The organism is Anaeromyxobacter sp. PSR-1 (assembly GCF_000964525.1).
In the GTDB taxonomy this organism is placed as follows: Bacteria; Myxococcota; Myxococcia; order Myxococcales; family Anaeromyxobacteraceae; genus Anaeromyxobacter.
Genome location: NZ_BAZG01000028.1, coordinates 13,655 through 37,105, shown reverse-complemented (window position 1 = coordinate 37,105; position 23,451 = coordinate 13,655). Strand labels below are relative to the sequence as shown.

19 protein-coding genes are annotated in these 23,451 nt (G+C 73.2%); 10 read left to right on the top strand and 9 right to left on the bottom strand.

Annotation, left to right across the window (positions count from 1 at the left end; genetic code table 11):
• Positions 1-634: FHIPEP family type III secretion protein (locus PSR1_RS07105; protein ID WP_193388342.1), on the top strand; the 634-nt coding region annotated here is incomplete at its 5' end.
• 69 nt (positions 635-703) lie between these two features.
• Here the strand turns inward: PSR1_RS07105 and PSR1_RS07100 are convergent.
• From PSR1_RS07100 to PSR1_RS07065, 9 genes are all read right to left on the bottom strand, one after another.
• Positions 704-1,054, bottom strand: a complete 351-nt coding sequence (locus tag PSR1_RS07100) for an HU family DNA-binding protein (protein WP_059436920.1) — start codon at positions 1,052-1,054, stop codon at positions 704-706.
• Between the two features lie 145 nt (positions 1,055-1,199).
• A complete protein-coding gene (locus PSR1_RS07095; RefSeq protein WP_059436919.1) occupies positions 1,200-2,519 on the bottom strand; it encodes a YhjD/YihY/BrkB family envelope integrity protein in 1,320 nt (439 codons plus the stop codon).
• A gap of 8 nt (positions 2,520-2,527) precedes the next feature.
• A complete protein-coding gene (locus tag PSR1_RS07090) occupies positions 2,528-4,522 on the bottom strand; it encodes an Rne/Rng family ribonuclease (RefSeq protein WP_370539088.1) in 1,995 nt (664 codons plus the stop codon).
• Positions 4,459-5,133 carry a hypothetical protein gene (locus tag PSR1_RS24990; RefSeq protein WP_370539087.1) on the bottom strand — a complete coding sequence of 225 codons (675 nt, stop codon included), beginning with the start codon at positions 5,131-5,133 and terminating at the stop codon, positions 4,459-4,461. Before PSR1_RS24990 ends, PSR1_RS07090 begins: the two co-directional genes overlap by 64 nt.
• Positions 5,134-5,319: 186 nt before the next feature.
• Positions 5,320-8,016: a TIGR03960 family B12-binding radical SAM protein gene (locus tag PSR1_RS07085; protein WP_059436918.1), complete on the bottom strand. Its 2,697-nt coding sequence runs from the start codon at positions 8,014-8,016 to the stop codon at positions 5,320-5,322.
• Between the two features lie 171 nt (positions 8,017-8,187).
• Positions 8,188-8,469 carry an acylphosphatase gene (locus tag PSR1_RS07080; protein ID WP_059436917.1) on the bottom strand — a complete coding sequence of 94 codons (282 nt, stop codon included), beginning with the start codon at positions 8,467-8,469 and terminating at the stop codon, positions 8,188-8,190.
• Between the two features lie 3 nt (positions 8,470-8,472).
• The gene (ligA, locus tag PSR1_RS07075; protein WP_059436916.1) at positions 8,473-10,536 is read right to left on the bottom strand and encodes an NAD-dependent DNA ligase LigA; all 2,064 of its coding nucleotides are present in this window, start codon (positions 10,534-10,536) and stop codon (positions 8,473-8,475) included.
• Positions 10,537-10,605: 69 nt separating this feature from the next.
• On the bottom strand, positions 10,606-11,136 hold the full coding sequence (locus tag PSR1_RS07070; RefSeq protein ID WP_059436915.1) for a type IV pilin protein: 531 nt from the start codon (positions 11,134-11,136) through the stop codon (positions 10,606-10,608).
• Positions 11,133-12,596 carry a hypothetical protein gene (locus PSR1_RS07065; RefSeq protein WP_059436914.1) on the bottom strand — a complete coding sequence of 488 codons (1,464 nt, stop codon included), beginning with the start codon at positions 12,594-12,596 and terminating at the stop codon, positions 11,133-11,135. The genes PSR1_RS07070 and PSR1_RS07065 overlap by 4 nt, the downstream gene beginning before the upstream one ends.
• A gap of 256 nt (positions 12,597-12,852) precedes the next feature.
• On the opposite strand from PSR1_RS07065, the gene rho reads away from it, so the two are divergent.
• The 9 genes from rho to gspF all read left to right on the top strand — a co-directional run bounded on the left by rho (position 12,853) and on the right by gspF (position 23,450).
• Positions 12,853-14,166 (top strand): transcription termination factor Rho, encoded by a 1,314-nt coding sequence (gene rho / locus PSR1_RS07060; RefSeq protein ID WP_059436913.1) that lies wholly within the window; start codon positions 12,853-12,855, stop codon positions 14,164-14,166.
• A 142-nt stretch (positions 14,167-14,308) separates the two neighbouring features.
• Complete coding sequence (gene rpmE, locus PSR1_RS07055; protein ID WP_059436912.1) at positions 14,309-14,671, top strand: 50S ribosomal protein L31; 363 nt, start codon at positions 14,309-14,311, stop codon at positions 14,669-14,671.
• Positions 14,672-14,784: 113 nt separating this feature from the next.
• Positions 14,785-14,988: a hypothetical protein gene (locus PSR1_RS07050; protein WP_059436911.1), complete on the top strand. Its 204-nt coding sequence runs from the start codon at positions 14,785-14,787 to the stop codon at positions 14,986-14,988.
• Positions 14,989-15,025: 37 nt separating this feature from the next.
• Positions 15,026-16,459 carry a sigma-54 dependent transcriptional regulator gene (locus tag PSR1_RS07045; RefSeq protein ID WP_059436910.1) on the top strand — a complete coding sequence of 478 codons (1,434 nt, stop codon included), beginning with the start codon at positions 15,026-15,028 and terminating at the stop codon, positions 16,457-16,459.
• Positions 16,460-16,645: 186 nt separating this feature from the next.
• Positions 16,646-17,356 (top strand): hypothetical protein, encoded by a 711-nt coding sequence (locus PSR1_RS07040; RefSeq protein ID WP_237757856.1) that lies wholly within the window; start codon positions 16,646-16,648, stop codon positions 17,354-17,356.
• On the top strand, positions 17,287-17,628 hold the full coding sequence (gspC, locus tag PSR1_RS24470; RefSeq protein WP_237757855.1) for a type II secretion system protein GspC: 342 nt from the start codon (positions 17,287-17,289) through the stop codon (positions 17,626-17,628). The genes PSR1_RS07040 and gspC overlap by 70 nt, the downstream gene beginning before the upstream one ends.
• Before the next feature lie 19 nt (positions 17,629-17,647).
• Entirely contained in the window at positions 17,648-20,356 is a 2,709-nt protein-coding gene (gene gspD, locus PSR1_RS07035) for a type II secretion system secretin GspD (RefSeq protein ID WP_059436909.1), read from the top strand.
• A 33-nt stretch (positions 20,357-20,389) separates the two neighbouring features.
• Positions 20,390-22,189, top strand: a complete 1,800-nt coding sequence (gene gspE / locus PSR1_RS07030; RefSeq protein ID WP_059436908.1) for a type II secretion system ATPase GspE — start codon at positions 20,390-20,392, stop codon at positions 22,187-22,189.
• 31 nt (positions 22,190-22,220) lie between these two features.
• Positions 22,221-23,450 (top strand): type II secretion system inner membrane protein GspF, encoded by a 1,230-nt coding sequence (gspF, locus tag PSR1_RS07025; RefSeq protein ID WP_059436907.1) that lies wholly within the window; start codon positions 22,221-22,223, stop codon positions 23,448-23,450.
• Position 23,451: the final 1 nt, after the last annotated feature.

Below are 23,451 nucleotides of genomic sequence, written 5' to 3'. Positions count from 1 at the left end.
CGCGGTGCGTGGCCCGCTGGATCGCGCGCTCGCGGCCGCCGCGGCGGCGCTGATCCGCAACGCGTCGCAGCTCGTCGGCGTGCAGGAGGTGCAGGCGCTGCTCGACGGGCTCGAGCCCGGCGCGCCGGCGCTGGTCCGCGAGGCGAGCCGGCAGCTCCCGCCCGCGCTGCTCGCGGAGGTGCTGCGGCGCCTCGTGGAGGAGGGCGTCTCGATCCGGCCGCTGCGCACGATCCTGGAGGCGCTGCTCGAGGCGGGCGGCGCGGGGCGCGGGCCGGCGGCGCTGGCCGAGGCCGCCCGGCGCGCGCTCCGCCGCCACCTCGCGCACGCCCACGCGGGCGAGGGCCCGCTCGCCGCGCTGCTGCTGGATCCGGCCGCGGAGCAGATGCTCCGCGAGGGGCTCGCGGGCGACGCGCTCGCGATCGATCCGCGCGTGGCGGCGGAGCTGGTGGAGCGCATCGGCGCCGAGGCGGAGGCGCAGGCGGCGCCGCCGGTGGTGCTGACCAGCGCCGACGTCCGCCGGGCGCTCCGGACCCTGCTCGCGCCCCGCCTGCCGGCCGTGGCGGTGCTCGCCTACGACGAGCTCCCGCCCGAGCTCACGGTCCGGCCGCTCGGGCGCGTCGCGCTGGCAGCCTGAACCCTGGAACGCAGCGCGGGGTCGCGGCCTCGCGGCCCGACCCCGCCACCATCGAGCAAAGCCGCGCGGTTACGCGCCGGCGGCGACCGGGGGCGTGCCCTGGCCCTCGCCTTCCGGCTGGGATGGCTTCGCGCCACCCAGCTCCGGCCGGTTCACGCGGTCGCGCAGCTCCTTGCCGGTGCGGAACAGGATCCCGCGCTTCGGCTTCACCGGAATCACCTCTCCGGTCTTGGGGTTGCGCCCCTGGTAGCCGTCGTAGTGCTTGACGTGGAACGCGCCAAGCCCGCGGATCTCGATGTTCTCTCCCTTGCAGAGCGCGTCCTTCATCGAGTCGAAGATCGTCTCGATGGTGGCCTCGGCCTGCTTCTGGGTCACACCGCGCTTCACGACGAGGATGTTGATGAGATCCGACTTCAGCATCGGGACTCCGGCTCGCTGACGGCCCCCACCCTTGGAAAGCCGCTCGGGATGGGGAGAGCCTAGCCGAAGGCTCCGAAATCAGCAAGGGTTCCACGGGCATGCGCGTCTGGGTGGGCGGGACCCCGACCTGGGGATCCGCTTCCGCTCACGCGCGCGCGTCGCCTGCGGCGGTCGGATCCACCCCTTCAGAGGCACCCGTTCCCGGGGCACGATGGCCGGCCTCGCGGGCGCGCTCCCGGTCGCACAGCTCCCGGAACGTGACCGCGTCGAGCTGCCCGGCGGCCTTCGCTTCCAGATCCGTCAGTATTTCCGACAGGATGCCGCGCTCGTCCGGCCGCGCTTCCCGCCCGGACACCGCCCGACGGACGTCGAGGAGCGTGATCTTCTCCAGCGGCCGGGCGGGCACGAGCCCGCCGTCGGCCAGCGACACCACGATGCCCCTCAGGCGGAGCGCGCCCAGGGCCTCGCTCGCCTCCTCGGGGGTCGCTCCGAGCCGCGCGGCCACGTCGCCGGGGTCCGGCGCGTCGTCGCCGCGGTCGAACGCCTGCGCGACCAGCAGCAGGGTCCGGCCGGCCAGGATCTCGCGCGCGATGGCCGAGTCGGCGCGCGGGGCGGGCGACATGAGCGTCCGCGCGTACTGCACCACGTACGCGAGCCGGGCCCCGAACAGCACGATGGTCCAGGAGACGAACAGCCAGAACAGGAAGATCGGGACCGCCGCCACCGAGCCGTAGATCGCGTGGTACTTGAAGATGCGGGCGACCACGAACGCGTAGCCCCACTTCGCGACGTCCCAGGCCACGCCCGCCGCGACGCCGCCCACCACGGCCGCGCGGAGCTTCACGCGCGTGTTCGGGACGATCTGGTAGAGCGTGGCGAAGAACGCGCAGTTGAGCAGCGTGCCGCTCAGCACCACCAGCGCGCGCACGCCGGTGTTGGCGAGCAGCGTCTGCGTGTACGCGCCGAGCGTGGTGGACGCCGCGAGCAGGATGGGGCCGAGCGTGAGGCCCACCCAGTAGGTGACCGCCTGCTGCGTGACGCTGCGGCGGCGCCGGATCCCCCAGACGTCGTTCACCGCGTGATCGACGTTGGTGAACAGCGTCACCGCCGACCAGACCAGCAGCGCGCCGCCCACCACGCCCGCGCTGGTGGCGTGCGCGTTCCGGATGAAGCGATCCAGGTACGGCTCGATGGACGAGCGGGCGCCCACCGCCAGGTTCTGGATGAGAAAGTCGTGGACGCGGCTGGAGATGGCGTCCATCCCGGTGAACGCCTGCACCACCGAGAACGCCACCACCAGCGCCGGCACCAGCGCGAACAGCGAGATGTAGGTGAGGGCCATCGCGCGCAGGCGCACGGTCTCGCCCTCCACCACGCGCAGCGCCAGCCGGAGCGCGGTGCTGGCGAAGCGGAGCTCGCGCTCCACCCTCGCCACCCCCGAGCCCTGGTCGAGGCGCGCCGGCACGGCCCGCCTCAGGCCTTCTCGCCGCCCTGCGCCGGTGCCTCGGGCGCCGTGCGCGGCTCGCCGCCGCGCTCGCCGCGCTCCTCGCGCTGCCCGCGCTCGCCCCGCTCGCCACGGTCGCCGCGGTCGCCGCGGTCGCTCCGCTCGCCGCGGTCGTTGCGCTCGCCACGATCGTTGCGCTCGCCGCGCTCGTTGCGGTCGTTCCGCTCGCCGCGCTCGTTCCGCTCGCCGCGCTCGTTCCGCTCGCCGCGCCCGCCGCGCCGGTCGCGGCCGCGGCCGCGATCCCGATCCCGGCCGCCGCCACCGCCACCGCCGCCGGAGCCGCCGCCACCTCCACCGCCACCTCCACCGCCGCCGCCCGCGCCGCCGCCCTGCTCGGCGCGTTCCTGCCGGCCGTAGATGTCGAACTGCTCCTGGTGGTAGCCGGACTGCGGCTTCACCTGGATGGTCTTGTTGAAGCGATCCATCAGGTAGCGGAGCTCCTCGCGCTCCGCGCCCTGCAGGATGCGCGCGACCTCCGGGTGGGAGTTCACGACCAGCACCGGCTCGGGGAAGTGCGGCGCCTCGCGCCGGATCTCGCGGAAGATCTCGTAGGCGATGGTGATCTTGGACTTCACGTGCCCGCGGCCGTCGCAGTACGGGCACGGCTCGTTCATCACCCGCGTCACCGACTCGCGCACGCGCTTGCGCGTCATCTCGACGAGGCCGAGCTCGGAGATCTTCAGGACGTTGGTCTTGGCCTTGTCCCGCCCCAGCGCGTCCTGCAAGGCCTTGAAGACCTTGTCGCGGTTCTGGGGTTTGTCCATGTCGATGAAGTCGATGATGATGATGCCGCCGATGTTGCGCAGGCGCAGCTGGTAGACGATCTCCTTGGCGGCCTCGACGTTGATCTTGGTGATCGTCTCCTCGAGGTTCTTCTTGCCGACGTAGCGGCCCGAGTTGACGTCGATGGCCGTGAGCGCCTCGGCCTGGTCCATGATGATGTAGCCGCCGGACTTGAGCCACACCTTGCGCTGCGCCGCGCGCTTCAGCTCCTGCTCGATCCCGTAGGCGTCGAAGATCGGCTCCTCGCCCTGGTAGGACTCGATCTGCGACTCGAGGTGCGGCGCCTGATCGTGCACGAAGCGCAGGATCCGCTCGTACTCGTCGCGGTCGTCGATGACGAGCTTGCCCACCTCCGCGGTGAACAGGTCGCGCGTGGCGCGCAGGATGAGGTCGAGGTCGCCGTGCAGCAGCGCGGGCGCCGAGACCTTGTCCTTGGTGCGGATGATCTCGTTCCACACCTGGATGAGGAAGCGGATGTCCGCCTCGAGCTTGGCCGCCTCGACGTTCTCCGCCACCGTCCGCACGATGAAGCCGGTGCCCTCGGGGCGCATGCGGTCCACGATCTCGCGGAGCCGGCGGCGCTCGCCGTCCTTCTCGATCCGCCGCGAGATGCCGATGTGGTCCACCGTCGGCATGAACACGAGGTGCCGGCCGGGCAGCGAGATGTGGCTGGTGATGCGGGCGCCCTTGGTGCCGATCGGATCCTTCGCGACCTGGACGATGACCTCCTGGCCCTCCTTCAGGAGGTCCTGGATGTTCTTCGCCTCCTTGGTGCGCTTCTCCTCGCGGCCGTTCCGGCCGTTGCGGTCGCGGCCCTCGCGGCCCTCGCGGCCCTCCCGCCCTTCGCGGCCCTCGCGCCCGTCGCGCCGGCCGCGCTCGTCGCGGCGGCGGTCGCCGCGATCGCGCTCGCGGTCGCCGCGGGCCTCGCGCGCGGCGTCGCGCGCGGGCGCCTGGATGCGGTCCTTCTCGGGCTGGGCCGGGGCGGCCAGGGCGGCCTCGGTCGCCGGCGCGGTCTCCGCCGGCGCGGTCTCCGCCGGCGCGGTCTCCGCCGGCGCGGTCTCCGCCGGCGCGGCCTCGGCGGCCGGAGCGGGGGGCTCGGCCGGCTCGGCGGCCGGGGTCACCGCCTCCGCAGGCGCGGCGGCGGCGGGCTCGGCCGCGGGCGCGTCGGCGAGCGGCGGCACCGGAGGCCCGGGATCGCCGGCACCGGCGCCATGCCGATCTCCTGCGTGAGCGCGATGGGCGTGAGCGGCGCGGGCGGCGGCTCCTCGGCGGCGGGCTCGGCCTGCGCCGCCTCCACCGGCGCCGCGTCGGCGGGGGCGGGCTCGACCGGAGCCGCCTCGGCCGGCGCGGCCTCGCCCTGCGCCGCCTCGGCGGGCGCGGCCGCCGGAGCGACCTCCACGCTTGGTGAAGCCTCGGCCGCCGCGGGCGCGGGTGCGGGCTCGGCCGGCGCCGTCCGCGCGCGCAGCTCGGCCTCCTCGGCCTCCTGCTCGCTCGGCACGTCGGTCACCTCGGCGCGGTGCTCGCCCTCGGTGAGCTCGAACTCCTCGGAGAAGTCCGGATCCCCGTACACGTCGCCGACGTACAGGAACGCCGCCTTCTCCAGGCCGATGTCCACGAAGGCGGCCTGCATGCCGGGGAGCACGCGGACCACCCTGCCCTTGTAGATGTTCCCGACGATCCCCTTCTCGCGCTTCCGCTCGAGGTAGTACTCGTGGATCGTCCCGTTCTCGACCAGCGCGACGCGCGTCTCGGCGCCTGCCGCGTTGATCACGAGGATGCTGTTGCCCGCCATGATGGTCCTCTCTCGCCCCGTTCAGGCGCGGGGAGAGCGAGGCCCCTAGCGGCGGGCCACGATCGCGGCCGTCCCGGTGGAGCCGGGAGGGTCGGATCTGCTGTCGAGCTGGCGCTCAAAGCTTCGCGTCTCCTCGCGCCCGGCGGCCGCGTTTCGTGCGCGGCACCGGCGGGGCGCGTCGTACGTTCAGGCGTCGAGGTAGCGAGGCGCGCGGGGCTGGCTCGGCTCCGGCCGTCCATGCCCGCTCCTCGCGAAGCTCACGCCCTCCTTCAAAACCTTCACTCCCCGGGGCGGCGTGCCGTCTTCTCCGAAGATCGCCCCCAGCACCTCGGCTGGCTTGGCGCTCCCGGACGGATCCGCCCGCAAGCTGAACGCGACCGTCCCCGGGCCCTCGACCGCGAGGTGGGTCACGATGTCCTTCAAGTCTATCTCTCTTTGCTTCCGTGCTGCGACCTTCTGGCCCCGGCCCTTTCCGCGGGGCCTGGGCGGCGCCGCGCGGGTCACGACCGACTGATCTGCGTCGCGGAACGCGGCGACCCGCGCCTCGAGGGTCGCCTCGTCCCAGGTTTCCCGAGGAAACTCGGCGCGGTAATGGACGGCCCGCTGCGCCTCGGAGATCGACGGGGCGTGCGCGTCGAGGACGTGGGCCTCCTGCACCTTCAGCCCTTCCGGGAGCTCGGGGGCGAGCCGCGCCAGGACCTCCTGCGGGTCAACCGCGCCGAGGAGATCGAGATCCAGGTGCTCGCACAGGCTCTCCAGGCCGACCGGCAGCGCCGGACCGAACGAGACGCGCGGCTTCGGGTGGTAGCCCTGCGAGTACGCCACCGGCAGCCCGGCGCGCCGGACGGCCCGGAGCAGGGCGTGCATGGTCTCGAGGTGCGAGAGCGCCACGAGCCGCCCGAGCTTCGCGTAGCGGACGCGCACCAACGTCCGGACCGGCGGATCGGCCGGGCGCGGCGGACGCGGGGGCTCCGGGACGTAGTCCTTCGCCTCGTAGGTGCGGTTCTTCACGACGTCGTAGTCGCAGGCGCCGCACACGGTGCACGGCTCGAGCACGCAGTCGGCCACCTCGGCGAGGTTGCGGGCCGCCGCGAGCTGCTTCTGGAGGTAGGCCTTGGTGACGCCGCAGTCGATGCGCTCCCAGGGCAGCACCTCGTCGAGGCGCCGGCGGCGGTGCGCGAACCAGTCCAGCCCGACGCCGTGCTCGCGCTCACACTCCGCGAACGCCTCGAGCCAGTTCCGCTCGTCGAACCACTCGCTCCAGCCGTCGAGGCGCTGGCCGCGGCGGTAGGCGGCGAGCACCGCGGTGCCGACGCGGCGATCCCCGAGCGCGAGCGCGCCCTCGATCGACGACTGCCGCGAGTCGTGCGGCTTGAACTGGATCGCGCCGTTCCGGCCGCCCAGCGCCGCGGTGACGAGCGCCTGCCGGCGCCGCGTCTCCTCGGGCGGGATCATCGGCTCCCACTGGAACGGCGTGAACGGCTTCGGCACGAAGGTGGACGCGCCGAGGTGGATGGACGGCGAGCCCTCGCCCTTGGGCAGCACGCGGCGCGCGGCGGCGAGGCAGCGCTTCGCCAGCTCGGCGATGGCCACCACGTCCTCGTCGCGCTCCTCGGGGAGCCCGATCATGAAGTAGAGCTTCAGGAGCGACCAGCCGTTCCCGAAGATCGACTCGGCCGCCCGGAGGAGGTCCTCCTCGCGGTTGCCCTTGTTGATCACCGCGCGCATGCGCTCGGTGGCGGCCTCCGGCGCGAGCGTGAAGCCGGTCTTGCGGATGCGGGCGATCTTCTGCGCGAGCGCCTCGTTCATCGTCTCGGTGCGGAGCGAGGGCAGGCTCATGGCGATCCGCTCGCCCTCCCAGCGCGCCAGGAAGTCGTCGAGCAGCCCGTTCAGCGCGCCGTAGTCGCCCGAGGACAGCGAGAGCAGCCCCACCTCCTCGTAGCCGGAGGCGCGCAGGCCGGTCTCGGCGAGCGCCAGCACCTGCTTCGGATCGCGCTGCCGGGTCGGGCGCGTGATCATGCCGACCTGGCAGAAGCGGCAGCCGCGGGTGCAGCCGCGCTGCAGCTCGATGGGGAGGCGGTCGTGCACCGTCTGCATGAACGGGACGAGCGGGCGGGTGTACGCGCTGGTCGGGAGCGCGTTCAGGTCCGGCATCACCCGACGCTCGACCTTCTCGTAGCCGGGCAGGAGCGGCTCGATGGCGGCGAGCGTGCGCGAGACCGGGTCGTAGCGCGGCGCGAACAGCGAGGGCACGTAGACGCCCGGGATGCGCGCCAGGCGCCGGAGCAGCTCCGGGCGCGTCGCGCCGCCGCGGCGGAAGCCGCTCTCCGCGACCGCGTCGGCGATCTCCAGCGCGACCTCCTCGCCCTCGCCCACCGCGAACGCGTCGAAGAAGTCCGCCACCGGCTCCGGGTTGAACGCGCACGGGCCGCCGCCCAGCACCAGCGGGTCCTCGTCGCCGCGCTCGCGCGCGAGCAGCGGGATGCCGGCGAGGTCCAGCATGGCGAGCGCGCTCGTGTAGGCGAGCTCGAACTGGAGCGTGATGCCGAGCACGTCGAACCCGCGCACCGCCGCCCGCGACTCGAGCGTGAACAGCGGGAGGCCGCGCGCGCGGAGCATGCCCTCCATGTCCGGCCACGGCAGGAAGACGCGCTCGCAGGCGATCTCCGGCCGGTCGTTGAGCAGGTGGTACAGCAGCCGGAAGCCCAGGTTGGACATCCCGACCTCGTAGGTGTCGGGGAACGCCAGGGCGAAGCGGACGCGGGCGGCGGAGAGGTCCTTCACCACCGCGCCGAACTCGGCGCCGACGTAGCGGGAGGGCTTCTGCGCCTGGAGGACGAGCTCGTCGAGCGCGGACGAGGAGAGCGCGAGGTCGGTCTTCATGTCCCTTCGGGCCGCGGGTTCGAACCGCGTGTCGCCCGCCGGTCGGGGTGGAAGGCGCCGGATCTGCGGGAGATTCCGGCGGAGCCGGGCTGAATAGCACGGCGCGCGGCGCGGGTCGAGCCCGCAGCACGCCCCCCTCCGCGGGCGGAGCCCGCCCAGGGCGCGCCCGGCTCAGAAGCGGATCTCGAACGCGCCCAGGTCGCCGGCGGCGTCCGCCCACTCCACCTCGACCCCGTCCACCCGCGCGGCGGGCGGGCCCGCGTGGCACCACCGGACGAGCGCGCCCACCGCGGCGCGCTCGCCCTCGACCTCCGCCTCCACCCGGCCGTCGGGCAGGTTGCGGACCCAGCCCTTCACCCCCAGGCGACGCCCCTCGTCCGCCGTGGACTGGCGGAAGGCCACGCCCTGGACGCGGCCGGACACCACGATGCGCGCGCGGACCCGATCGGCCATCGCTCACTCCTTCAGCAGGCGCACGAACTCCTCCTCGCCGACGACCCGCACGCCCAGCGATCTCGCCTTCTCCAGCTTGGAGCCGGCCTCCTCGCCCGCCACGACCAGGTCGGTCTTCCGCGAGACGCTGCCCGACACCTTGCCGCCGCGCCGCTCGATCTCGGCCTTGGCGTCGTCGCGCGACATCGCCGAGAGCCCGCCGGTGAGCACGACCGTCTTGCCGGCGAACGGGCCGCGCGCCTCCACCACCTCGGCCTCGGGCCTCACCCCGGCGGCGAGGAGCCGCTCGACCACCCGCCGGTTCTGCGGCTCCTGCGTCCAGGCGCGGATCTCCGAGGCCGTCTCCGGGCCCACGTCGCGGACCGCGAGCAGCGCCTCCTCGTCCGCGTCCATGAAGCGCGCGAGGTCGCCGAAGTGGCGCGCCAGCGTGGCCGCGGTCGCCTCGCCGACCTGCGGGATGCCGAGCGCGAACAGGAACCGCCGCAGCGTGGTGCTCCGCGAGCGCTCCAGCGCCGCGACCATGTTCTGCGCGCTCTTCTCGGGCAGCTCGCGCGCCGCCGTCGCGTCCTGCTCCTTGCGCGGGCGGCTGAACAGCTGCTGCCAGACCTCGAACGGCACCGCGTAGAGGTCGGCGAAGTCCTTCACCTGCCCGCGCTCCACCAGGCCCGCGGCGAGCTTCTCGCCCAGCCCCTCGACGTCGAGGGCGCGGCGCTGCGCGAAGTGGCAGAGCCGGCCCACGAGCTGCGCCGGGCAGGCGGCGCCGGTGCAGCGGTAGACCTTCTCGCCCTCCTCGCGCACCACCCGGGCGCCGCACACCGGGCACTCGGCCGGGAACCGGAACGGCCGCTCCGCGCCGGTCCGGCGCTCCGGGAGCGGCTTCACCACCTCGGGGATCACCTCGCCGGCGCGCCGCACCAGGACCCAGTCGCCCTCGAGGATGTCCTTGCGGCGCATCTCGTCCTCGTTGTGCAGCGTGGCGCGCGCGACCATCGCGCCGGAGAGGCGGACCGGGTCGAAGTCCACCACGGGCGTGAGCACGCCGGTGCGGCCCACCGACGCCCAGATCCGGCGGATCCTCGTGGCCTCCTCCTGCGGCGGGTACTTGAACGCGACGGCCCAGCGCGGGAACTTCGAGGCCGCGCCCAGCCGGCGCCGCCAGTCGAGGTCGTCCACCTTCACCACGATGCCGTCGGTGTCGTAGGGCAGCTCGAAGCGGCGCTCGGCCATGCGGTCGCGGTAGGCGAGCACCTCGCCGATGCCGCGGCAGCGGCGGTTCTCCGCGTTGGTCTCGAAGCCCCAGCCGGCGAGGTCCTCCAGCTTGTCCCAGTGCGTGCGCCAGGGGTCGCCGCCCGGCACCAGCGCCTCGTACGCGACGAAGGAGAGCGGGCGGCGGGCGGTGACGCGCCAGTCGAGCTGGCGCAGCGTCCCGGCGGCGGCGTTGCGCGGGTTCGCGAACGGCTCCTCGCCGGCGCGGACCAGCTGCCGGTTCATCGCCTCGAAGTGCTCCTTGAACAGCAGCACCTCGCCGCGGACCTCGACGCGCGGCGGCGGCCTCCCCTCCAGCGCGTGCGGCACGCCGCGGTTCGCGCCCAGCCCGCCCACCACCCGCAGGTTCGCGGTGACGTCCTCGCCGTTGACGCCGTCGCCGCGGGTGGAGCCGCCCGCGAACGCGCCGTCGCGGTACACCAGCTCCACCGCGAGCCCGTCGAGCTTGGGCTCGACCACGTAGCCGACCGCCTCTCCCTCGGGCAGCCCCAGCAGCCGGCGCACGCGCGCGTCGAACTCGTGCAGCTCGTCGTCGCTCTGCACGTTGCCGAGCGAGAGCATGGGCTCGCGGTGCACCACCCGCTCGAAGCGCTCCGAGGGCGCGCCGGAGACCCGCTGCGTGGGCGAGTCCGCGGTGACGAGCTCCGGGTGCTCGGCCTCGAACGCCTGCAGCTCGTGCATGAGCCGGTCGTACTCGGCGTCGGCGAGGACGGGCTGGTCGAGGACGTAGTAGGCGTGGTCCGCGGCGCGGATCCGCTCGCGCAGCTCGCGGACGCGCGCCGCGGCGTCGGCCTTCTTCATGGCGCGAAGGATGGCGCGGCGGGGGGCCGCGGGCAACGAGGAATGGCGCTGGAGCCGCGCCGGGGAGTGTCAGAAGGTCTCGTAGTCCTCGGCGTAGGCCGATTCCGAGTCATCGAGCTGGAACCCACCGTCGACCTGCTTGAAGACCATGACAGCGGTACTGTAGGCGCCGTCGCCGTCGAGATCTCCCACGGCGGTCACCTCGATGGTTGCGGGGGCGCTAGCGGTGGCCGCCCACGCGCGTGCGCGGAAGCTGTAGTAGACGTTCCCCTGGATCTCCTGTCCGGCGGGAAAGATCGTCCGCCATCCCGGCGCCCGGTAGTCGATTGCCCGCTTGCGGTTCTGGGGCGGATATGGCGGCTGAAAGTCCGCCACCAGCGCGCCGCCCGGGATCGTTCCCTGCTGGATGTAGACCTCCATCACCCCTGTCTTCACCCTCAACATCAGCTCGTTGCGCTCGGCCGCTTTCGCACGCAGTGAGGCGCGCACCGAGACCGGGATGGCGATGCTCGCGAGGATGCCGATGATCGCCACCACGACCATCAGCTCGATTAAGGTGAAGCCGCGGATGCTTCGGCGACCCGTGCTCGTAGACGTCATGGCTTGATCTCCGCGCGTGGGTGCGCGCCCTGGCGGATTTCGAGACCCCCGCCGGGCAGCTCGACGACCTCGTTGCCCTTGGCGTGCTCCTGCTCGATGAAACGCTCCACCTGCGCTCGATCCACCTTCGCTCCGCCCATCGGGTACAGAATTGCCGGAGCCCGCTTGGAGCCCGGCATGAGCACCATCCCCTGCGGCGCGCCCGGAAGCGTTCCGAGGCGTGTAGCCACCCTCTGCCGGACGTGCCAACGATACCAGCCGTGATAGCCGCCCGCGGCCGCCAGGGAGAGCACGAGGAGCAACCAGAGCCCCCACGACCGCCGCGGCCGCGGCTCCGCCGACACCGCGATCACCCGCGCCTGCACCGGCCGCGCGGGCGCGCGCGCCGCGGTCGCGGCCACGGCGCCGGCGGAGGCGATGCGCTGGGCGAGGTCCGAGAAGTCGATCGCCTCGCGGACGAGCGCGTTGCGGACGGCCTCCACCCCGGGGAGGAGGTCCGGAGGGGCACCGGCGGCGAGCCCGTTCACGGCCGCGAGCGTCGCGTCGAGGTCGGCGAGCATCGCCTGCACCGCGGCGCCGTCCACCTCGGAGCCGCCCGCCGGTGCCGAGGCGCGCGCCGAGGCGACGCGGAGGCGCATCACCGCGGCGGAGCGGATCGGGCCCGGGTCGAGCGCCATGGGCCCGTCGCCGAGCGCGGCGCGCTCGAGCTCGGACAGCCCGCCGGCGATCCCCGCCGCGAGCCCGTCGAGGGCGTCGCCCGGGCGCGCGGCCCCGGACGCGGCCCGCTCCAGCGCGGCCTGAGCGTCCGCCGCGGAGGCGGACTGCGCGGGCCAGAGCACGCGCGCGGCGGGCGGCGGCGGGACGTAGACGGTGCCGCCCCCGCGCGGCGGCTCGGGCTTCGGCGGGGCGACGGGCGCGGGCGGCTCGCCGGGGGAGGCGTCGTCCACGCTGACGTCGAAGGCGTCGAGCGAGAGGTCCGGCGGCGGCGCGGTGGCCTTCCGCGCCAGGGGCGGCGGCCCCGCGGACGGCGGCGGCGGCGGCGCGAGCGGAGGCGGCTTCACCGTGGGAGAAGGGCTGGCCGCGGCGGCCGGCGCGGCGCCGCGCACCATCCGCTCGATCGCGCCCAGCACGCCGTCCGGCCGGCCGTCCCAGCGGGCCAGCTCGACGCCGAGCGCGCGCAGCGGCGCCTCGGCGGCGGCGTGCTCCGGCGCGAGCGCCGCCAGGACGCGGAGGCCGCCGCCGTCGCGCAGCAGCCGCTCGATGCCGGCCAGCGAGCCCTCCCCCTGGAACTCGATCACCACGAGCCCGCCCGGCCCGCGGCAGAGCGAGAGCGCCTGCGCCGCGTCCGCCGCGATGCGCGGGCGCGTGCCGAGGCGCGTGGTGACGGGCGCCAGCAGCGCGACGGCGAACGCCTTCGACCCGGCGACGACGGCTTCGGTGGTTGGGCTGCTGCTCGGCATCGATCACTTTCTTCGGGCGCGTCCCGCGCGGACCGGCGGAGATGTTAACCCGCCGGGGCATCTCACCTCACCGCGCGCCGGCCCCCGCGTTCATGGCACACGCGAGGTGCGACGGCGGCGCGGGTGTGCGGCGTTGACACCCTGAAACCGACCGCATACGTTTGCCGCCTCTCCTAGGCCTCGCCCAGAGACCGCCCGCAGCCTCCGCCGGCCACGCCCGCTCCGCAGCGCGCGGCCCAGCTCCCCGAGAACCGACATGCCCGCACCCGCACCGACAGCCACGTCGAGCACGTCCAGCCTCACCGACCTCAAGCACATGAAGGTCGCGGAGCTCGCCAAGCTGGCGCGCGACCTGAACGTCGAGTCCGCGGGCGCGCTCAAGAAGCAGGACCTCATCTTCGCGATCCTCCAGGCGCAGTCGAAGGCGGCGGAGGCGGCCAAGGAGGAGATGGAGGTCGGCGGCGAGGGGACGCTGGAGGTGCTGCCCGACGGCTTCGGCTTCCTGCGCAGCCCGGACTTCTCCTACCTGCCGGGCCCCGACGACATCTACGTCTCGCCCTCGCAGATCCGCCGCTTCAACCTGCGCACCGGCGACACGGTGCGCGGCACGGTCCGCCAGCCCAAGGAAGGCGAGCGTTACTTCGCGCTGCTGAAGGTGGACACCATCAACGGCGAGCCGCCCGAGGAGAACCAGGCCAAGGTCCTCTTCGACAACCTGACGCCGCTCTACCCGACCCAGCGGCTGACGCTCGAGCACGATCCCGCCGAGATGACCACGCGGGTGGTGGACCTGTTCGCGCCCATCGGCAAGGGGCAGCGCTGCCTGATCGTGTCGCCGCCGCGCGCCGGCAAGACGGTGCTCCTCCAGAACATCGCGCACGCCGTCACCACCAATCACCCGGAGTGCACCCTCATCGTCCTGCTCATCGACGAGCGGCCCGAGGAGGTCACCGACATGGAGCGGACGGTGCGGGGCGAGGTGGTCGCCTCCACCTTCGACGAGCCCGCCACCCGGCACGTGCAGGTCGCGGAGATGGTGATCGAGAAGGCCCGGCGGCTGGTCGAGCACAAGAAGGACGTGGTGATCCTGCTCGACTCGATCACCCGCCTCGCGCGCGCCTACAACTCGACCGTGCCGCCCTCGGGCAAGATCCTCTCCGGCGGCGTGGACTCGAACGCGCTGCACAAGCCGAAGCGCTTCTTCGGCGCGGCCCGCAACATCGAGGAGGGCGGCTCGCTCACCATCATCGGCACCGCGCTCGTCGACACCGGCAGCCGCATGGACGAGGTGATCTTCGAGGAGTTCAAGGGCACCGGGAACTCCGAGATCGTGCTCGACCGCAAGCTGATGGAGAAGCGCATCTTCCCCTGCATGGACATCGGGAAGAGCGGCACGCGCAAGGAGGAGCTGCTCCTGCCGGCCGACTGGCTCTCGAAGATCTACATCCTGCGCCAGACCATCCTGAACGGCCTCGACAACGTCGAGGCGATGAAGTTCATCCTGGACAAGTTCCGCCAGGTGAAGAACCACGACGAGTTCTTCAAGATGATGGTCGGCGGCGGCAAGTAGGGGCCGCTCGCCCGCAGGAGGGAGTCCCCGCCCGCGGCGCGCTCCGCTTGACCTATCCCCGCGATCCGACTAGATCCCGCGGTTCCACAACCGGGCCCGGACCATCGCCGACCACGGCGATGCAAGCGGCCCAGAGGCGAGCATGAAGGAAGGCATCCACCCCGACTACAAGGCCACGAAGGTCCTCTGCGCCTGCGGGAACGTCATCGAGACCCGCTCCGTGCGCGGCGACTTCCACATCGAGATCTGCTCGAACTGCCACCCGTTCTTCACGGGCAAGCAGAAGATCATGGACACGGCCGGCCGCATCGAGCGCTTCAAGACGCGCTACGCCGCCACCCCGGCCAAGGCCGAGCCCGCCAAGAAGGCGCCCGCCGCCGAGCCGGCGAAGAAGCTCGAGGCCAAGGAGAACCGCGCCGCGAAGCGCGCGAAGGCCGGCAAGAGCAAGAAGTCCGAGGCCGCCCCGGCCGCCGAGGCGCCCGCCGCCGAGGCGAAGCCCGAGTAGTCGCAGGCGAGCGGTCCGCAGGTTCCGAGAGCGGCGCCATCCGGCGCCGCTCTTTCCTTTTCCGCGGCGGGCGTGCGCTTGCCCGCGGGCCGGGCCCGATCTACAGGTCGATCATGGCCGAGCCGGCGCACCGCTCCAGACCGTCGCGGCAGGGGCTCACCGAGTACCTGCTGCTGGTCGGCGCGCTCGCGATCCTGGCCGCCGGCGCGGTGGCGCTCTTCGCCCCGGAGATCCGCGCCGCGCTCGGCAGCCCGCCGGCGGTCCCCGCCGCGCCGGCCCCGGCGGCCCCGTCCGCGCCGGCCGCCGACGCCGGCTGACGCCCGGCCGGCGCGCGGACGGTATATCCTCCCCGCCGTGTCCCCCCTCGTCCTGGTCGTCGACGACGAGAGCCCCAACCTCGAGTCGCTCGGCAAGATCTTCGAGCGCGAGGGCTGGCGCGTGGCGCTCGCCGGCTCCGGTTCCGCCGCGCTGGAGGTGCTCCGGCGCGAGCGCGCCGCCGTGGTGGTCACCGACCTGATGATGCCGGGCATGAGCGGGGACGAGCTGCTCCGCGCGGTGAAGGCGGTGTCGCCGGAGTCCGAGGTGGTGGTGATGACCGCCTACGGCACCGTGGAGGCGGCGGTCGCCGCCATGAAGCAGGGCGCCTACGACTTCATCACCAAGCCCGTGAAGCGCCACGCCATCGTGAAGGCGGTGCGCCAGGCGCTGGAGCGCGCCTCGCTGGTCGCGGAGAACCGCGCGCTGAAGGCGCGCCTGGCCGAGCTCGCGCCCGGCGGCGCGGGCGCGCTCCTCGGGGACGCGCCGGCGTTCCGCGCCGTGCTGGAGATCCTGCGCCAGGCCGCGCCGACGCAGGCGACCGTGCTGCTCCTCGGCGAGAGCGGCACCGGCAAGGAGCTCGCCGCGCGGCTGGTGCACGACCTGTCGCCGCGCGCCGCCGGGCCGTTCGTGCCCATCCACTGCGCGGCCATCCCGGAGACGCTGCTCGAGTCCGAGCTGTTCGGCCACGAGAAGGGCGCGTTCACCGGCGCGGTGGCGCGCAAGGACGGGCGCTTCGAGCGCGCCCACGGCGGCACGCTGTTCCTCGACGAGATCGGCGAGATGTCGCCGGCGGTGCAGGTGAAGCTGCTCCGGTTCCTGCAGGACGGGGTGCTCGAGCGCGTGGGTGGGAACGAGCCGGTGCGCGTGGACGTGCGGGTGGTGGCCGCGACGAACAAGGACCTCGCCGCCGAGGTGAAGGCGGGCCGCTTCCGCGAGGACCTGTTCTACCGGCTCGACGTGGTGCGGGTGCGCCTCCCGCCGCTGCGCGAGCGGCGCGAGGACGTGCCGCTGCTCGCCATGGCCTTCCTGCGCCGCATGGCCGAGCGCAACGGGAAGCCGGTCGCCGGGTTCACGCCGGGCGCCATGGCCGCGCTGGAGCGCTACGCCTGGCCGGGCAACGTGCGCGAGCTGCAGCACGCCATCGAGCGCGCCGTGGTGCTCACCCGCGCCGACGCGGTCGAGGTCGGCGACCTCCCGGAGGCCATCCGCGCGGCGGGACCGGCCGCCGCGGAGCCGGCGCCGCCCGCCGGACCGGCCGGCGCCCCGGTGCTCACGGTGCCGCTCGGCACGCCCATGGACGAGATCGAGCGGCGCGTGATCCGCGAGACGCTCCGCCACACCCACGGTGACAAGAACCTGGCGGCGCAGCTCCTCGGCATCGCCGCGCGGACCATCTACCGGAAGCTCGATCGCGACGAGGATGGGCGCCTCCTCGGTCCGCCGGAGGGCGGCGGCGAGGGCGCGGAGTAGCCTGCCAATTTGGCGGCGGCGCGGGGCGCGCCGGGGCGGCCTTGCCAAATTGGCAGCGGCGGGGCCGACGCTCCCCTCGGGCGGGCGCACCGGCTGGGATTTGCATGTGTTCCCGGCATGTTGTGCATCGGCCAGGGCCCGTCTCCGTGGCACGACGGTTGCTCATCCCGGCCCCTGGCCGCTCCCATGCTCGACCTCTTCTTCCGCAAGTACGCCTGGACCGCGAACCTCGCGCTGCTGTTCGCGGCGGCCTGGCTCACGGCGAAGACCGTCAACACGCTCGTCGGCGCGGTGATCCGGCCGAGGCCGCAGGCGGAGCTCGCGCTGCCGCCTCCCGCGCCCGCCCGGACGGTGCTGCCCGCCTCGATCGACGAGGCGCGGCTGTACCACCTCATCGGACAGGAGCCGCCGCAGCAGTCCGCCGACGCGACGCCGGCGGCGCCCGCGCGCCCGCAGAACTGCGCCGATCCGCGCGCCGAGCCGGCCCGCTCCGACCTGCGGCTCGCGCTGGTGGCCGGCGTGGTCGCCGAGCAGCCGCGCTTCTCGCTCGCGACCATCACCGACCTCACCACGCGCGAGACGGTGGTGCTCGGGGTGGGCGACCGGATCCAGGGCGCCCAGCTGCTCGGCCTGCAGCGCGTCCGCGACGGCGGCGACGTCACCGGGAACGCGTTCAAGGTGATCGCGGTGCTGTGCAACCGCGGCACGAAGGAGTACCTGGACTTCGAGGGCGGCGGGAGCGAGGCGCCGGACGCCGGCACCAACCTCGGCTACTCGTCGGTGCCGCGGCCCAGCCCGCGCCGGGCGCGCCGGGGCCGATGGAGGGCGTGCGCGCGGTCTCGAAGGACAAGTACGAGATCGACCGCAAGGTCATCGACGGCACGCTCAACAACCTGAGCGCCATCGCCACCCAGGCCCGCATCGTCCCGTCGTTCAAGAACGGCGTGGCGAACGGGTTCAAGCTGTTCTCGATCCAGCCGGGCTCGCTCTACGCCTCGATCGGCATCGAGAACGGCGACGTCATCCAGCGCGTGAACGGGTACGAGCTCAACTCGCCCGAGAAGGCGCTCGAGCTGTACCAGAAGCTGCGCGACTCCGGGCACGTGACGATCGAGCTCGAGCGGCAGGGGCAGCCGATCCGCAAGGAGTACAACATCACCGGCCCGTGATCCCGGCCGAGGGAACGCCATGAAGAAGCTCCTCGCCACGACGTTGCTCGTCCCGGTGCTCGCCGCCGCGCAGGTGCCGTTGCGCCCGACCGACGACCCCGAGTCGCCGGCCCGGCCGCGCCCGCCCACCACCCGGCCCACCTCGCCGCCGACCGGCATCCCCACCACGCCGCCGCCCCCGGGGACCTCCATCGGCCCGGGCGGCGTGGCCCCGATCTCGCCGAACGGCGCGCGCCCGCCCCCGGGCCGGCCCACCTCGCCGGCCCCGCGCCCGGGCGGCGCGGCCACGCCCACCCCCGCGCCCGCGCGCGGCGGCGGCGGCGAGGCCGAGACCACGCTGCCGGCCGCGAACGGCAAGTGCGTCCCGATGCAGGGGCGCTTCATGCTGACGTTCAACCGGGCCGAGGTGGTGGACGTGCTCGAGCAGGCCAGCCGCTGGACCTGCCGCAACTTCATCTACACGGAGGACGTGGCGCGCGGGAAGATCACGCTGCTCTCCAAGACGCCGGTCACGGCCGAGGAGGCCTACGCCGCGTTCCTCGCCGCGCTGAACGCGAACAACATCACCGTCTACCCGACGGGCCGGTACTGGCGCCTGGGCCGCGCCGCCGACAGCAAGAAGATGCCCATCCCGACGTACACCGACCCGGAGAGCGGCACGCCGGCGAGCGAGCAGGTCATCACCAAGGTGATCCGCCTGCAGTACGCCGACGCCGACCAGCTCCGCGGGGTGATGGGCAACTTCATCTCGCCGCAGGGCGCGGACATCCAGTCGATCCCGCCCTCGACGCTGGTCATCACCGACACCGGCCTCAACATCCGCCGCATCGAGAAGATGATCGAGGCGATCGACAAGGTCGGCGGCGGCGACCTGGTCCGCATCGTCCAGGTCCGCTACGCGTCCGCGAAGGACCTGGCCGACAAGGTGAACCAGATCTTCCAGGCGCAGGGCGGGCGGTCCCCGCGCCCGGCGCGCATCTCGAGCGCCGGCCCGGGGCGGCCCGGCGTGCCCACCACCCAGCCCGCGGGCGGCGCGGTGGAGGTCTCGGTCTACAAGGTCCTCCCCGACGACCGCACCAACAAGCTCATCGTCATCGCCGACGAGAAGAGCTTCCAGCAGATCATGGAGCTGGTGCAGCAGCTCGACGTGCCCACCAGCGCCGACGGCGGCGTCCACGTGCTGTTCCTCAAGAACGCGAACGCGGAGGAGCTCGCCACCACGCTCTCCAACCTGGCCCAGGGCCAGGCCAAGCGCACCACCACCCCCGGCGCGCCCACGCAGCCGGCGGCGCGTCCGGCGGGCATGCCCGGGGCGCCCCCGGCCGCGGCGACGCCCGCGCCGGCCGGCGAGGTCACCGCCGAGCTGTTCTCGGGCGAGGTGAAGATCACCGCCGACAAGACGCAGAACGCGCTGCTCGTGCAGGCGAGCGGGGCGGACTTCGCCGCGGTCCAGCGCCTCGTCGAGAAGCTCGACCGGCCGCGCCGCCAGGTGTTCGTCGAGGCGGTGATCATGGAGGTGAACCTCAAGAACTCCATGGAGCTCGGCGTCAGCGCGCACGGCGCCATCCCGTACAAGTACAAGGGCGACACCGGCGTCATCCCGCTCTCCTCGCAGACCGGGCGCGTCAACTCGCTCGACATGTCGAGCGCGATCGCGCTGGGCGGCTTCCTCACCGGCTACACCGGACCGATCTCCGCGGAGCTGAAGGACCTGGGCTTCGGCAACATCCCCAGCCTCGGCCTGCTCATCCAGGCGCTGCAGTCCAACTCCGACGTGAACGTGCTCTCCACGCCGCACCTGCTCGCCACCGACAACGAGGAGTCGGAGATCACGGTCGGCCAGAACGTGCCGTTCCAGTCCGGCTACGCGCCGTCCGGCCTGTCCAACCTGCTCTCCGGCTCCGGCACCGGCGCCAGCAGCACCGTCGGCTCCGCGCTCGGCACCCAGGGCCTGAGCTCGCTCTACGCGCCCATCCAGCGGCAGAACGTGGAGCTGAAGCTCAAGATCAAGCCGCAGATCAACGAGGGCGGGAACATCCGCCTCTCCATCGAGGAGCAGACCGAGGAGATCGCGGAGAAGGACCCGCAGCTCGGCCCGACCACCGCCAAGCGCAGCGTCAAGACGCAGATCGTGGCGCGGGACCAGAGCACGATCGTGATCGGCGGCCTGATCCAGGACCGCGCCATCCGCAGCGTGTCCAAGATCCCGTTCCTGGGCAGCCTGCCCATCCTCGGCTGGCTGTTCCGCGACACCACCACCACCAAGCAGAAGGTGAACCTGCTGCTCTTCCTCACGCCGTACATCATCCGCGACGAGGCGGACTACCGGCGCATCTACGAGAAGAAGCGCGAGGAGCAGCAGCAGTTCATCGAGCAGTTCTACGGCCGGCAGCCGCGCTACGACGTGGACGTGGACTTCAGCCGCAAGACCGGCCCCTACTCGCGGCTGCGCCAGGGCGTCAGCCAGGAGACCTCGCGCATCGAGAACGGCGGCGGCGGCGCGCCGGGCGAGTACCTGTCCGCTCCCCCCGCTGGCGGCCCACCCTCCACCACCGTCGTCCCGGTGCCGCGCCCGACCTCCCCCGCCCCCCCGCCCGAGCCGGAGGCCGCGCCCGAGGCGGCCCCGCCGCCCGAGGGCACGCCCGAGCCGATCGAGCGGCTCTCGCCGCAGCAGGCGCCGCCCGCCGGCGAGCCGGCCGCGCCGGGAGGGACCCCGCCGCAGGAATGAGCGGGGGCGGACCGTCCGTTTCACGGGATCCTCATGCCGAACGACGCACAGATCGACACCGCCCGGGCCGCCGTCCAGGGCGCCGTCCCCGGGCTCGCCGCCGCGCCGGGCCTCTCCGGCCGCCCCATCGGCGAGATCCTCAGGGAGATCGCCGGGCTGGATCCGGCGCGCCTCGAGGAGGCGCTCGCGCTGCAGCAGGGCGAGCAGGCCGGGCAGCGGCTCGGCGAGATCCTCGTCCGCCTGAAGGCCGTCAGCGAGGAGGACGTGCTGCGCGCGCTCGCGGCCCAGCTCGACCTCCCCTTCGTCGAGCGCATCGACCCCGAGTCGGTGCCCGGCGAGCTCGCGGCCAAGGTGCCCATCCACTTCGCCAAGCAGTCGAAGGTGCTGCCGCTCGGCACCGCGGGGGACGCGATCCGCGTGGCGGTGGGCGACCCGCTCGACACCGCCGCGCAGGACTCGGTGTCGATGCTGCTCGGCGCCGCGGTGGCGCCGGAGGTGGCGCCGCCGCAGGTGGTGCTCGACGCCATCAACGCGGTGTACGACCGCGCCGCCGACGAGCACGACAAGCTCATGGAGGACCTCGAGACCGAGGACCTCGAGAGCGTCGCGCACGAGCTGCAGGAGCCGACCGACCTCCTCGAGGCGGACGACGAGGCGCCCATCATCCGCCTGGTCAACTCGCTCCTGTTCCGCGCGGTGAAGGAGCGCGCCAGCGACATCCACATCAACCCGGAGGAGAAGGACATCTCGGTGCGCTACCGGATCGACGGCGTGCTCCGCGAGGTGATCCGCCCCCCGAAGCGCTTCCAGGCCTCCATCGGCAGCCGCATCAAGATCATGGGCGGCCTCAACATCGCCGAGAAGCGGCTGCCGCAGGACGGCCGCATCCGCATCAAGATCGCCGGCAAGGACGTGGACATCCGCCTCTCCACGGTGCCCACCGCCCACGGCGAGCGCATCGTGATGCGCCTCCTCGACAAGTCCAACGTGGTGCTGGACCTGGCCGAGCTCGGCTTCGAGGACTGGCAGCTGAAGGTGATGGACACGCTCATCACCCGCTCGCACGGCATCGTGCTGGTCACCGGCCCGACCGGCTCCGGCAAGACCACCACGCTCTACGCCGCGCTCGCCAAGATCAACTCGCCCGACCTGAACATCCTCACCATCGAGGATCCGGTCGAGATCCCGCTGAAGGGCGTTGGCCAGGTGCAGGTCAACCCGAAGATCGACCTGACCTTCGCGAGCGGGCTGCGCTCGTTCCTCCGCCAGGATCCCGACGTCATCATGGTCGGCGAGATCCGCGACCTGGAGACCGCCGAGATCGCCATCCAGGCGTCGCTCACCGGCCACCTGGTGCTCTCCACCGTGCACACCAACGACGCCGCCGGGGCCATCACGCGCCTGGTGGACATGGGCGTCCAGCCGTTCCTGGTGGCCTCCTCGCTGGTGGGCGTGCTGGCGCAGCGCCTGGTGCGCGTGCTCTGCCCGACCTGCAAGAAGCCCTACGTCCCCACCGCCGAGGAGCGCGCGCTGGCCGGCCTCACGCCCGAGATCCTGCGCCAGGCCGGGAACCCGACCCACCTCTACAAGGCGGTGGGCTGCCCGGCCTGCAACCACACCGGCTACCAGGGCCGGACCGGCATCTACGAGCTGATGATGGTGGACGACGACGTCCGCCCGCTCATCCTCAAGTCGGTGGACGCCACCACCATCAAGCGCGCCGCCGTCGAGCGCGGGATGGTGACGCTCATGGAGCACGGCGCCTACAAGGTCGCGCGCGGCATCACCACCGCGGCCGAGGTGCTGTCGGTCACCGCGGAGGACATCCGGTGAGCGGCGCGCCGCGCGCCCACGGAGCCGCCTGATGCCGGTCTTCGAGTACAAGGCGTACGACGCCCAGGGCAAGGCGATCCAGGGCCTGCGCGAGGCCGACTCGCCGAAGGCGCTGCGCAGCGTGCTGCGCCGCGACGGCGTGTTCCTCACCGAGGTGCTGGGCGAGCAGCAGGTGAAGGCCCAGCAGGCGCGCGAGGTGAGCGTGCGCCGCTGGATGGTGGGGCGCGTCGGCCCGGTGAACCTCGCCATCGCCACCCGCCAGCTCGCCGTGCTGGTGGGCGCGGGCATCCCGCTGGTCGAGGCGCTCACCGCGCTGGTGGACCAGGTCGAGCACGAGCGGCTCAAGCGCGTGCTCGGCGACGTGAAGCAGCGCGTGAACGAGGGCGCGGCCCTGGCCGACGCGCTCGCCGCCCACCCGCGCGTGTTCTCGACGCTGTACGTGAACATGATCCGCGCCGGCGAGCACTCCGGCGCGCTCGAGGTGGTGCTGGTCCGGCTGGCCGACTTCACCGAGAGCCAGGCCCGGCTGCGCTCCAAGATCCTCGGCACGATGGCCTACCCGGCCGCCATGGTGGTGATCGGCTCGATCATCCTGGGGGTGCTGTTCACCGTCGTCATCCCGAAGATCACCAAGATCTTCGAGGACACGAAGGCGCAGCTCCCCTGGAACACGCGGGCGCTCATCGCCGTCTCGCAGTTCGTCGCCGACTACTGGTGGCTCCTGCTCGCGCTGGTCGTGCTCGCGATCTGGGGCTTCCTGCGGTGGCGCCGGACGCCGGCCGGGCGCGCCGCCTGGGATCGCGCGGCGCTGCGCTTCTGGATCTTCGGCCCGCTGACCCGCCAGATCGCCATCAGCCGCTTCGCGCGCACGCTCTCCACGCTGCTCCGCAGCGGCGTCCCGCTGCTCACCGCCATGGAGATCGTGAAGAACATCGTCGGCAACACGCGGCTCGCCGACGTGATCGACCAGGCCCGCGACGCCATCCGGGAGGGCGAGTCCATCGCCGCCCCGCTCAAGCGCTCCGGCGAGTTCCCGCCGCTCGTCTACCACATGGTGGCGATCGGCGAGCGCTCCGGCGCGCTCGAGGAGATGCTCGGGAACGTCGCCAAGGCGTACGAGGACCAGGTCGAGACGACGGTGGGCGCGCTCACCTCGCTGCTCGAGCCGCTCATGATCGTCGCGATGGGCGTGGTGGTCGCCTTCATCGTGTTCTCCGTCCTTCTCCCCATCCTCCAGATCAACAACCTCGCAGGAGGCTAGA